Raw genomic sequence first — 12,349 nt, forward strand, 5'->3', positions numbered from 1 at the left:
AACAGGAAACGAAGATGAAAGCTGTATCTCGCGTTCATATCACGCCGCATATGCACTGGGACCGTGAGTGGTACTTCACCACCGAAGAGTCGCGTATTCTTCTGGTCAATAATATGGAAGAGATCCTGACCCGTCTGGAGCAGGATGACGAGTATAAATATTATGTCCTCGATGGACAGACGGCGGTGCTGGAGGATTATTTTGCCGTCGTGCCCGAAAACCGCTCGCGGGTGAAAGCGCTTGTGGCGCGCGGAAAGCTGATTATCGGCCCCTGGTATACCCAGACCGATACCACGATTGTCAGCGGCGAGTCGATTGTCCGCAACCTGATGTACGGCATGCGCGACTGTATGGCGTTCGGCGAGCCGATGAAGATCGGTTATCTGCCGGATTCGTTTGGTATGTCCGGCCAGCTTCCGCATATCTATAACGGGTTTGGCATTACCCGCACGATGTTCTGGCGCGGCTGCTCGGAACGACACGGAACCGATAAAACCGAATTTCTCTGGCAGAGCCAGGACGGTAGCGAAGTGACTGCGCAGGTACTGCCGCTGGGCTACGCGATTGGTAAGTACTTACCGGAGGACGAAGCGGGGCTGCGAAAACGGCTCGACAGCTATTTCGAGGTCCTGGAAAACGCCTCCGTCACCAAAGAGATTTTGCTGCCCAACGGTCACGACCAGATGCCGCTGCAGCAGAACATTTTCGCGGTGATGGATAAGCTTCGCGAAATCTATCCCCAGCGTCAATTTGTGATGAGCCGGTTCGAAGAGGTGTTTGATTATATCGACGCGCACCGCGATGAGCTGGCGACGCTAAAAGGGGAGTTTATCGACGGGAAATATATGCGCGTTCACCGGACCATCGGCTCCACGCGCATGGACATTAAAATCGCCCATGCGCGTATCGAGAACAAAATTGTCAATATCCTCGAGCCGCTGGCGGCGCTTGCCTGGACGCTGGGCTTCGACTACCACCACGGCCTGCTGGAGAAGATGTGGAAAGAGATCCTCAAAAACCACGCTCACGACAGCATCGGCTGCTGCTGCAGCGATAAGGTGCACCGCGAGATTGTCTCCCGCTTTGAACTGGCTGAGGACATGGCAGACAACCTCGCGCGCTTCTATATGCGCAAGATCGTCGACAACATGCCGCAAAGCGACGCCGATAAGCTGGTGATGTTCAACCTGATGCCCTGGCCGCGTGAAGAGGTGATGAACACCACGATTCGGCTGCGGGCCAGCCAGTTCCGACTGCGCGATGAAAAAGGCAACGAGATCCCCTATTTCATTCGCAGCGCGCGCGAGCTCGACCCGGGGCTCATTGACCGGCAGATTGTCCATTACGGCAATTACGAGCCTTTTATGGAGTTTGATATTCAGCTCAGCCAGATACTGCCGTCGATGGGCTACCGTACTCTGTTTATCGAACCGAATGTGGCCGAGAAGAGGATTTCTGCGGTGAAAAACATCGAATCCTTACTTGAAAATGCCTTCTGGCAGATTGACTTAAATGACGACGGCACGCTGCGCCTGCGCGACAAAGAAAGCGGGCTTATTTATGACCGCGTACTGGAAATCGAAGAGAGTTCGGATGATGGCGACGAGTACGACTACTCGCCTTCTCGGGAAGAGTGGAGACTCACTTCAGCGCAGGGCGAATATGAGGTTGAGGTCACGCATGAAGGCTGGCAGAGCAGGGCGGCTATCCGCCATCGTATCGCCGTTCCGGCTAATCTGGCTGAACGCGCGACGCGCCAGCGAAACGGCTCTCTCAGCGTGGAGTTTGACGTCACGCTTAGCCATAACAGCAGGCGTATCGATGTGGCCGTACATCTCGATAACCAGGCCGACGACCACCGCGTTCGCGTGTTGATCCCAACCCCGTTTATGACAACGGAAGTGTTAGCGGATACGCAGTTTGGCTCGATCATTCGCCCGGTGCAGGACGCGGCGATGGCGAGCTGGGAGGAGGAGGGCTGGAAAGAAGCGCCGGTTCCCGTCTGGAATTTACTCAACTATGCCGTCCTGCAGGAAAAGCGAAACGGGCTGGCGCTCTTCACCGAGGGACTGCGCGAGTTTGAAGTGATGGGCAATGACCAAAAAGCATTCGCCATAACCTTGTTGCGTGGCGTGGGGCTGCTCGGGAAAGAGGATTTGCTGTTGCGTCCAGGCAGACCTTCGGGGATCAAAATGCCTGTTCCTGACTCTCAGGTGCGCGGGCTGTTAGCCTGTCGCTTTAGCCTCTTCAGCTTTAGTGGCGCGCCGGAAAACGCAGGCGTCGCACAACAGGCTAAATCGTGGTTAACGCCGGTGCAGTGCTATAACAAAATTCCCTGGGATGCGATGAAACTGAATCGCGCGTCGTTTATCACGCCGGAAAATTACAGTCTGTTAGCGCTTTCGCCAACGGGATGCGTGCTCAGTACGCTCAAAAAGGCTGAAGATCGTGATGAGCTCATTCTCCGACTGTTCAACCCTTCGGCGTCCAGCGCCTGTGACACGACGTTATCCATTAATCCGACGGTGAAACGGTGGCGCGAAACGGACATGAACGAACGGATAATGGAGCGGTGTGAAGAAGAGGGCATTGTCGGGGCATTCAGGCCGGGGCAGTCGCGAACCTTTAGTATTCTTATCGCCTGAACCCGTGATACAAAAAAGGCTGCAGAGAAGGCGGCCTTTTTTCATTAAATAGTCACACAGTGGTGTTAACTTATGGGGTGCCAAAAGTAAATTAAATGTAATTTTGAAGGGTTGCATAAATGCAATGGAAAAATATTCTGGCCCGACTACGCTTTATTGTTTGTCCCGCGTCGAAATGGTGCTTTCTTTAGCGTTAATTAAAATCACTTCTGTTTATATTTTTTCCCGTCTTCGATAACTAACTCCATCTTTGTATGCACATATCGTTAACATGGTTTTTACCATTCTTACCATGATTAAACATGGTTAACATCAGTGGTTGTTTTTGATTTAAATCAAAGTTTAATCCTTGGAAAAAGACACTGAAAAGCGCTAAATTGTCCGCGATCAAAATGGCCGAAAAGTGGTAATTTTGCTATAAATTGATCACCGTCGAAAAACGTAAATGTGATTCAATAAAAACCTGTTTATTGTAAGGGTTTTGCAGCGTATTATATTTGCGGGATCAATTTGAGTTTTTTATTAACGTATTTGTAACCTCACGTCATCGTTTTTATCCTCCTTCAGGGTAATAACGACGACAAGGATGCGAATAATTTGTATTGGGGCATGCGTGTGGATCTCTCTCTGACGGGGTTCACTCTCGGAGTCTTCATGCGATGAGCAAGGAGTCATGATGTTAGATATAGTCGAACTGTCGCGCTTACAGTTTGCCTTGACCGCGATGTACCACTTCCTGTTTGTGCCACTGACGCTCGGTATGGCGTTCCTGCTGGCCATCATGGAAACGGTATACGTTCTCTCCGGCAAACAGATTTATAAAGATATGACCAAGTTCTGGGGCAAGTTGTTTGGTATCAACTTCGCACTGGGCGTGGCAACCGGTCTGACCATGGAGTTCCAGTTCGGGACTAACTGGTCTTACTATTCCCACTATGTAGGGGATATCTTCGGTGCGCCGCTGGCCATTGAAGGTCTGATGGCATTCTTCCTCGAATCCACCTTTGTAGGTCTGTTCTTCTTCGGTTGGGACCGTCTGGGTAAAGTCCAGCATATGGCGGTGACCTGGCTGGTGGCATTAGGTTCGAACCTGTCCGCGCTGTGGATCCTGGTGGCGAACGGCTGGATGCAGAACCCGATCGCGTCTGATTTCAACTTCGAAACCATGCGTATGGAGATGGTCAGCTTTGCCGAGCTGGTCCTGAACCCGGTTGCGCAGGTTAAATTCGTCCACACCGTCGCTTCTGGCTATGTGTGCGGCGCAATGTTTATCCTGGGTATCAGTTCTTACTACATGCTGCGCGGTCGTGACTTCGCGTTTGCGAAGCGCTCCTTTGCTATCGCGGCAAGCTTCGGTATGGCGGCTATCCTCTCTGTTATCGTTCTGGGTGATGAATCCGGCTACGAAATGGGTGACGTGCAGAAAACCAAACTGGCCGCTATCGAAGCCGAATGGGAAACCCAACCGGCGCCTGCGGCCTTTACGCTGTTTGGTATTCCGGATCAGGACGCGCAGCAAAACCACTTCGCGATTCAGATCCCTTACGCGCTGGGTATCATCGCCACCCGTTCTGTTGATAAGCAGGTGACGGGGCTGAAAGAGCTGATGGTTCAGCACGAAGAGCGTATCCGTAACGGTATGAAAGCCTACTCGCTGCTGGAACAGCTGCGTGCCGGTTCTACCGACCAGGCCGTTCGCGATCAGTTCAACAACGTGAAGAAAGATCTGGGTTACGGTCTGCTGCTGAAGCGCTATACCCCGAACGTGTCTGATGCGACAGAAGCACAGATCCAGATGGCAACCAAAGACTCGATTCCACGCGTTGCGCCTCTGTACTTCGCATTCCGTATCATGGTGGGCTGCGGCATCATCATGCTGCTGATCATTGCGGCGTCCTTCTGGTCCGTGATTCGCAACCGCATCGGCGAGAAAAAATGGCTGCTGCGCACTGCGCTGTACGGTATTCCACTGCCGTGGATCGCAATCGAATCCGGCTGGTTTGTGGCGGAGTATGGCCGTCAGCCATGGGCGATTGGTGAGGTACTGCCAACGGCGGTAGCGAACTCCTCCCTGACAGCGGGCGACCTGATCTTCTCCATGCTGCTGATTTGTGGTCTGTACACCCTGTTCCTGGTAGCTGAACTGTTCCTGATGTTCAAGTTCGCGCGCCTTGGCCCAAGCAGCCTGAAAACCGGTCGCTATCACTACGAGCAGTCCACTGCGACTACTCAGCCGGCACGCTAAGACAGGAGTCATCAAATGATCGATTATGAAGTATTGCGTTTTATCTGGTGGCTGTTGATCGGCGTTCTGCTGATTGGTTTCGCCGTCACGGATGGTTTCGACATGGGGGTGGGGATGCTCACCCGTTTCCTCGGTCGTAATGACACCGAGCGTCGAATCATGATCAACTCCATCGCCCCTCACTGGGACGGTAACCAGGTGTGGCTGATCACCGCAGGCGGCGCGCTGTTCGCTGCCTGGCCGATGGTCTACGCGGCTGCGTTCTCCGGCTTCTACGTGGCGATGATTCTGGTGCTGGCTTCTTTATTCTTCCGTCCGGTCGGTTTCGACTACCGTTCCAAGATTGAAGACACCCGCTGGCGCAACATGTGGGACTGGGGCATCTTCATCGGTAGCTTCGTTCCACCGCTGGTGATCGGCGTGGCGTTCGGTAACCTGCTGCAGGGCGTACCGTTCCACCTGGACGAGTACATGCGTCTTTACTACACCGGTAACTTCTTCCAGCTGCTGAATCCGTTTGGTCTGCTGGCCGGCGTGGTGAGCGTGGCGATGATCATCACTCAGGGCGCAACCTACCTGCAGATGCGTACGGTTGGTGAACTGCACCTGCGTTCTCGCGCGACGGCTCAGGTCGCTGCGCTGGTCACGCTGGTCTGCTTCGCACTGGCCGGTGTGTGGGTGGTGTACGGTATTGATGGCTACGTGGTGACGTCTGCGATTAACCATACTGCGCCGTCTAATCCGCTGACCAAAGAAGTGGCGCGTCAGGCAGGTGCATGGCTGGTGAACTTTAACAATACCCCTGCACTGTGGGCTATCCCGGCGCTGGGCGTATTGCTGCCGCTGCTGACCGTGTTGACGTCTCGTCTGGAGAAAGGTGCGCTGGCGTTCGTGTTCTCATCACTGACCCTGGCGTGCATTATCCTGACGGCGGGTATTGCGATGTTCCCATTCGTCATGCCATCCAGCACCATGCTGAATGCTAGCCTGACCATGTGGGATGCAACGTCCAGCCATATGACGCTGAACCTGATGACGTATGTTGCTTGCGTGTTCGTTCCGATCGTTCTGGCCTACACCATCTGGTGTTACTGGAAAATGTTCGGTCGCATCACGAAAGAACATATCGAAAGCAACACCCACTCTATGTACTAAGTAAGGAGCTGAATATGTGGTATTTCGCATGGATTTTAGGGACGCTTCTTGCCTGTGCATTTGGTGTCATCACTGCCCTGGCGCTTGAGCACGTAGAAGCGACCAAAGCGGGTGAAGAAAAACACTGATGAATATTATCGCGAAACTTTACGCGGTAATGGACAAGCGCCCGTTACGGGCGCTTTCTTTAGTGATGGCATTACTGCTGGCAGGTTGTATCTTCTGGGACCCTTCGCGCTTTGCAGCGAAAACCAGCGAGCTTGAAATCTGGCACGGCTTCCTCATTATGTGGGCGGTGTGTGCAGGTGTGATCCACGGCGTGGGCTTTCGTCCGAAAGCCGTTCACTGGCAGGGAATTTTTTGCCCGCTGATTGCCGATCTGGTGCTTCTCGCCGGTTTGATTTTCTTCTTCTTCTGAATAAGAAATGTCCGTTAACGTTATGGGCTTACCCGAGCCCATAAAAATTTACTCTCCGTTTACTTTCCCCCATTCCCAACCCTCTTTCCCGCGCGTATAGTAGCGAAGTTTAAAAGCATTAACTTTTGTTGCATTACCGGGATGTAAAGTGAATACAACGCTGTTTCGATGGCCGGTTCGTGTCTATTACGAAGATACCGATGCCGGTGGTGTGGTTTACCACGCCAGCTACGTTGCTTTTTATGAACGGGCACGCACAGAGATGCTGCGCCATCATCACTTTAGTCAACAGGTACTGTTGGCTGAGCGAGTTGCCTTCGTGGTTCGCAAGATGACGCTTGAGTATTTTGCGCCTGCCAGACTCGACGATATGCTCGAAGTCCAAACTGAAATTACATCAATGCGCGGGACCTCACTGGTTTTCACGCAGCGGATAGTCAACGCAGAGAATACCGTACTGAACTCAGCTGAAGTACTGATTGTTTGTGTTGATCCAACCATAATGAAGCCTCGTGCGCTTCCTAAGTCTATTGTCGCGGAGTTTAAGCAGTGACTGACATGAATATCCTTGATTTGTTCCTGAAGGCAAGCCTTCTGGTTAAACTTATCATGTTGATTTTGATTGGTTTTTCAATCGCATCCTGGGCCATCATCATCCAGAGAACGCGTATCCTCAATGCCGCTGGCCGTGAAGCCGAAGCGTTTGAAGATAAGTTCTGGTCGGGTATTGAGCTTTCTCGTCTGTATCAGGAAAGCCAGGGACGCCGTGAAAACCTTACAGGCTCCGAGCAAATTTTTTATAGCGGTTTCAAAGAGTTTGCCCGTCTGCATCGTGCAAACAATCATGCGCCGGAAGCGGTGGTGGAAGGTGCCTCGCGTGCGATGCGCATCTCTATGAACCGCGAGCTGGAAAACCTTGAAACGCACATTCCATTCCTCGGTACTGTCGGTTCCATCAGCCCGTATATCGGCCTGTTTGGTACCGTGTGGGGGATCATGCACGCCTTTATCGCGCTGGGCGCGGTGAAGCAGGCGACGTTGCAGATGGTTGCACCGGGTATCGCTGAAGCACTGATTGCGACCGCTATCGGTCTGTTTGCGGCAATTCCGGCGGTTATGGCTTACAACCGTCTGAACCAGCGTGTGAACAAACTGGAACTGAACTACGACAACTTTATGGAAGAGTTCACTGCGATTCTGCACCGTCAGGCGTTTACCAGCACCGAGAGCAACAAGGGGTAAACCATGGCCAGATCGCGTGGACGAGGTCGTCGCGAGCTCAAGTCCGAAATCAATATCGTTCCACTGCTGGACGTCCTGTTGGTACTGCTGCTGATCTTCATGGCGACAGCGCCAATCATTACCCAGAGCGTGGAAGTGGATCTGCCGGATGCGACAGAATCACAGGCGGTGAGCACCAATGACGATCCTCCGGTTATCATTGAGGTTTCCGGCGTAGGGCAATACAGCGTCGTGGTAGAGAAAGATCGTATGGATCAGCTGCCGCCTGAGCAGGTGATTGCTGAAGCGCAGCGTCGCCTGGAGTCAAATCCGAAAACGGTCTTCTTAATCGGTGGCGCGAAAGACGTACCCTACGATGAAATTATTAAAGCGCTGAACTTGCTACATAGTGCGGGTGTTAAGTCAGTTGGCTTAATGACCCAACCTATTTGATCATCCGCGTAGTTTTTGGGAACCGATAGTGTCAAAGGCAACCGAACAGAACGACAAGCTTAAGCGAGCGATAATCGTCTCCGCAGTGCTGCACGTTATTCTCTTTGCAGCGCTGATCTGGAGTTCGTTCGACGAGCATATTGATGCATCAGCCGGCGGCGGTGGAGGGTCTTCCATTGACGCCGTGATGGTGGATCCCGGTGCGGTAGTACAGAACTATAATCGCGAACAACAGCAGAAGGCGAGTGCCAAACGGGCTGAAGAGCAGCGTGAAAAACAGTCGCAACAGCAGGCGGAAGAGCTGCGTGAAAAGCAGGCCGCAGAGCAGGAACGTCTGAAGCAGCTTGAGAAAGAACGTTTGCAGGCGCAGGAAGCTGCGAAAGAGCAGGCGGAACAGCAGAAACAAGCCGAAGAGGCCGCGAAGAAAGCACAGGAACAGCAAAAGCAGGCGGAAGAGGCGGCAGCAAAAGCCGCAGCGGACGCGAAAGCACAGGCTGATGCCCAGGCAAAATTAGCGGCAGAAGCGGCGAAGAAAGCCGCTGCTGATGCTCAGAAGAAAGCTGAAGCAGAAGCGGCGAAGAAAGCCGCTGCAGATGCTCAGAAGAAAGCTGAAGCGGAAGCCGCGAAGAAAGCCGCTGCTGATGCGCAGAAGAAAGCCGAAGCGGAAGCCGCGAAGAAAGCCGCTGCTGATGCTCAGAAGAAAGCTGAAGCGGAAGCCGCGAAGAAAGCCGCTCAGGACGCAGAGAAGAAAGCTGCTGCCGAGGCCGCTAAGAAAGCGGCTGCTGCTGAGAAAGCGGCAGCAGAAAAAGCAGCTGCCGCGGAAAAAGCCGCTGCTGATAAAAAAGCTGCAGCTGAGAAGGCCGCTGCCGATAAGAAAGCCGCAGCTGAAAAAGCGGCTGCTAAAAAGGCTGCCGCAGCTGAAAAAGCCGCTGCCGCCGCAGGGGTTGACGATCTGCTGGGCGATTTGAGCTCCGGTAAGAATGCACCGAAAACGGGTGGTGGGGCGAAAGGAAACAACGCAGCGCCGACCGGAAGTGGTAACACTAAGAGTAACGGTGCGACCGGGGCTGAAATCAACGGTTATGCCGCGCAGATTAAATCCGCTATTGAAAGCCGATTCTATGATGCGTCTTCCTATACCGGTAAAACGTGTACGTTGCGTATAAAGCTGGCTCCGGACGGCATGCTGCTGGATATCAAGTCGGAAGGTGGCGACCCGGCTTTATGTACTGCGGCCCTGGCTGCAGCGCGTCAGGCGAAGATGCCGAAACCGCCGTCTCAGGCAGTTTACGAAGTCTTCAAAAATGCGCCGCTGGACTTCAAACCTTAAGTTACATTTTCCCCGTGCAAACGGGGAAAAATAGACCAGGTTTAGTCACAGGGTTCGGGTAGTTTTGTCTATTTGAGTTTGTTAACATTCTGCTAAATTATCGTGGGTAAGGTTACCCGGATAAGGGAGATATGATGAAGCAGGCATTACGTGTAGCATTTGGTTTTTTAATGCTGTGGGCAGCAGTACTGCACGCAGAAGTACGTATCGAGATCACCCAGGGGGTGGACTCGGCACGCCCAATCGGTGTTGTTCCGTTCCAGTGGGCCGGTCCTGGCGCTGCACCTGAAGATGCCGGTGGCATCGTGGCGGCTGACCTGCGTAACAGCGGTAAATTCAACCCGTTAGATCGTTCTCGTCTGCCTCAGCAGCCGGGTAGCGCGCAGGAAGTACAGCCTGCAGCATGGTCTGCACTGGGTATTGATGCCGTGGTTGTGGGTCAGGTTACGCCTAACCCGGACGGCTCTTACAACGTGGCCTGGCAGCTGGTGGATACCGGCGGTGCACCGGGTACCGTTCTGGCTCAGAACTCTTACAAGGTCACTAAGCAGTACCTGCGCTACGCGGCTCACGCTGCCAGCGATGCGGTATTCGAAAAACTGACCGGCATTAAAGGTGCGTTCCGTACCCGTATTGCTTATGTGGTGCAGACCAACGGTGGTCAGTTCCCGTATGAGCTGCGCGTATCTGACTACGACGGCTACAACCAGTTCCTGGTGAAACGTTCTTCACAGCCGCTGATGTCTCCAGCCTGGTCTCCGGACGGTTCTAAACTGGCCTATGTCACCTTCGAAAGTGGCCGTTCAGCACTGGTTATCCAGACGCTGGCAAACGGTGCTGTTCGTCAGGTAGCATCTTTCCCACGTCACAACGGTGCGCCTTCGTTCTCTCCGGACGGTTCTAAACTGGCGTTTGCGCTGTCAAAAACCGGTAGCCTGAATCTGTACGTGATGGACATTGGCTCTGGCCAGATCCGTCAGGTGACCGACGGTCGCAGCAACAACACCGAACCTTCATGGTTCCCGGACAGTCAAAACCTGGCGTTTACCTCTGACCAGGCTGGCCGTCCACAAATCTACAAAGTCAACATCAACGGCGGTGCTCCGCAGCGTATTACCTGGGAAGGTTCGCAGAACCAGAACTCAGACGTGAGCAGCGACGGTAAATTTATGGTAATGGTGAGCTCCAACGGCGGGCAGCAGCACATTGCCAAACAAGATCTGGTAGCGGGTGGCGTTCAAGTTCTGTCGTCAACGTTCCTGGATGAAACGCCAAGTCTGGCACCTAACGGCACGATGGTAATCTACAGCTCTTCTCAGGGGATGGGATCTGTGCTGAATCTGGTTTCTACAGATGGGCGTTTCAAAGCGCGTATTCCGGCAACTGATGGACAGGTAAAATCTCCTGCCTGGTCGCCGTATCTGTAAATAATAATTAATTGATTACTAAAGGAATCATAGAAATGCAACTGAACAAAATGCTGAAGGGGCTGATGATCGCTCTGCCTGTAATGGCAATCGCAGCGTGTTCTTCTAACAAGAACGCAAGCAATGACCAGAGCGGCGAAGGCATGATGGGTGCCGGCACCGGTATGGACGCGAACGGCAATGGCAACATGTCTTCTGAAGAGCAAGCGCGTCTTCAGATGCAGCAGCTGCAGCAGAACAACATCGTTTACTTCGATCTGGATAAATACGACATCCGTTCTGACTTCGCTGCGATGCTGGATGCGCACGCTAACTTCCTGCGTAGCAACCCATCTTACAAAGTCACCGTAGAAGGTCACGCGGACGAACGTGGTACTCCAGAGTACAACATCTCCCTGGGTGAACGTCGTGCTAACGCTGTTAAAATGTACCTGCAGGGTAAAGGCGTTTCTGCTGACCAGATCTCCATCGTTTCTTACGGTAAAGAAAAACCTGCAGTACTGGGTCACGACGAAGCGGCTTACTCCAAAAACCGTCGTGCCGTACTGGTTTACTAAGAGAATTGCATGAGCAGTAACTTCAGACATCATCTGTTGAGTCTGTCGTTACTGGTTGGAATAGCGGCCCCCTGGGCCGCTTTTGCTCAGGCACCAATCAGTAGTGTCGGCTCAGGCTCGGTAGAAGACCGGGTCACTCAACTCGAGCGTATTTCTAACGCTCACAGCCAGCTTTTAACCCAACTCCAGCAACAGCTCTCCGATAACCAGAATGATATTGACGCTCTCCGTGGGCAGATTCAGGAAAGCCAGTATCAGCTTAACCAGGTTGTGGAACGTCAGAAGCAGATTTTGCTGCAGATGGATAGCCTGAGCAGCGGTGGTGGTGCAGCACAAGCACAGCCAGCCGCGGGCGATCAGAGCGGTGCAGCGACATCAGCTCCGGCTGCGGATGCTTCTGCTTCAACAGGTGCGCCTGTACAGAGCGGTGACGCGAATACGGACTACAACGCGGCCATTGCCCTGGTGCAGGATCAATCTCGTCAGGATGACGCGCTCGTTGCGTTTCAGAATTTTGTTAAGAAATACCCTGATTCCACTTATCAGCCAAATGCGAATTACTGGCTCGGTCAGCTGAATTACAACAAGGGTAAAAAGGACGATGCGGCGTTTTATTTTGCCTCCGTGGTAAAAAACTACCCGAAATCGCCAAAAGCGCCTGATGCGATGTACAAAGTGGGCGTCATCATGCAGGACAAAGGCGACACTGCGAAAGCCAAAGCGGTTTATCAGCAGGTGGTCTCTAAATTCCCGGGTACCGAAGGTGCTAAGCAGGCGCAAAAACGTCTGAATTCGATGGGATGATTATCGCATGACCAGAAATCGCGTTATTTCTGGTCGTGCAGCATGATTCGTAAGCAGTTAAGTGATCTTCATCGAAATTTTTGTTGCGCTGAAT

General features: G+C 52.9%; 12 protein-coding genes. All 12 read left to right on the forward strand.

The annotated features are described in order from the left end of the window. The first annotated feature begins 14 nt into the window (after nt 1-14). A complete protein-coding gene (gene mngB / locus AC4IC4_RS06190; protein ID WP_491472357.1) occupies nt 15-2,645 on the forward strand; it encodes a mannosylglycerate hydrolase in 2,631 nt (876 codons plus the stop codon). Nucleotides 2,646-3,321: 676 nt separating this feature from the next. Continuing rightward, on the forward strand, nt 3,322-4,890 hold the full coding sequence (gene cydA / locus AC4IC4_RS06195; protein WP_048990050.1) for a cytochrome ubiquinol oxidase subunit I: 1,569 nt from the start codon (nt 3,322-3,324) through the stop codon (nt 4,888-4,890). Between the two features lie 15 nt (nt 4,891-4,905). Beyond that, nucleotides 4,906-6,045: a cytochrome d ubiquinol oxidase subunit II gene (gene cydB, locus AC4IC4_RS06200; RefSeq protein WP_032638926.1), complete on the forward strand. Its 1,140-nt coding sequence runs from the start codon at nt 4,906-4,908 to the stop codon at nt 6,043-6,045. 14 nt (nt 6,046-6,059) lie between these two features. After that, complete coding sequence (gene cydX / locus AC4IC4_RS06205; RefSeq protein WP_003858598.1) at nt 6,060-6,173, forward strand: cytochrome bd-I oxidase subunit CydX; 114 nt, start codon at nt 6,060-6,062, stop codon at nt 6,171-6,173. Then, complete coding sequence (ybgE, locus tag AC4IC4_RS06210; RefSeq protein ID WP_008501100.1) at nt 6,173-6,463, forward strand: cyd operon protein YbgE; 291 nt, start codon at nt 6,173-6,175, stop codon at nt 6,461-6,463. Before cydX ends, ybgE begins: the two co-directional genes overlap by 1 nt. A 148-nt stretch (nt 6,464-6,611) precedes the next feature. Further along, complete coding sequence (ybgC, locus tag AC4IC4_RS06215; protein WP_003858593.1) at nt 6,612-7,016, forward strand: tol-pal system-associated acyl-CoA thioesterase; 405 nt, start codon at nt 6,612-6,614, stop codon at nt 7,014-7,016. Continuing rightward, the gene (tolQ, locus tag AC4IC4_RS06220; protein ID WP_008501101.1) at nt 7,013-7,705 is read left to right on the forward strand and encodes a Tol-Pal system protein TolQ; all 693 of its coding nucleotides are present in this window, start codon (nt 7,013-7,015) and stop codon (nt 7,703-7,705) included. Before ybgC ends, tolQ begins: the two co-directional genes overlap by 4 nt. Nucleotides 7,706-7,708: 3 nt before the next feature. Further along, nucleotides 7,709-8,137, forward strand: a complete 429-nt coding sequence (gene tolR / locus AC4IC4_RS06225; protein WP_003858589.1) for a colicin uptake protein TolR — start codon at nt 7,709-7,711, stop codon at nt 8,135-8,137. Nucleotides 8,138-8,165: 28 nt separating this feature from the next. Continuing rightward, complete coding sequence (tolA, locus tag AC4IC4_RS06230) at nt 8,166-9,467, forward strand: cell envelope integrity protein TolA (protein WP_048990051.1); 1,302 nt, start codon at nt 8,166-8,168, stop codon at nt 9,465-9,467. 134 nt (nt 9,468-9,601) lie between these two features. Further along, complete coding sequence (tolB, locus tag AC4IC4_RS06235) at nt 9,602-10,894, forward strand: Tol-Pal system beta propeller repeat protein TolB (RefSeq protein WP_032649508.1); 1,293 nt, start codon at nt 9,602-9,604, stop codon at nt 10,892-10,894. 35 nt (nt 10,895-10,929) lie between these two features. Further along, nucleotides 10,930-11,451, forward strand: coding sequence for a peptidoglycan-associated lipoprotein Pal (pal, locus tag AC4IC4_RS06240; RefSeq protein WP_491472358.1), 522 nt, complete (start codon nt 10,930-10,932; stop codon nt 11,449-11,451). A 9-nt stretch (nt 11,452-11,460) separates the two neighbouring features. Next, nucleotides 11,461-12,255 carry a cell division protein CpoB gene (cpoB, locus tag AC4IC4_RS06245; protein WP_491472359.1) on the forward strand — a complete coding sequence of 265 codons (795 nt, stop codon included), beginning with the start codon at nt 11,461-11,463 and terminating at the stop codon, nt 12,253-12,255. Nucleotides 12,256-12,349 lie beyond the last annotated feature (94 nt).

Source organism: Enterobacter sp. Taxon_2 (assembly GCF_058355295.1).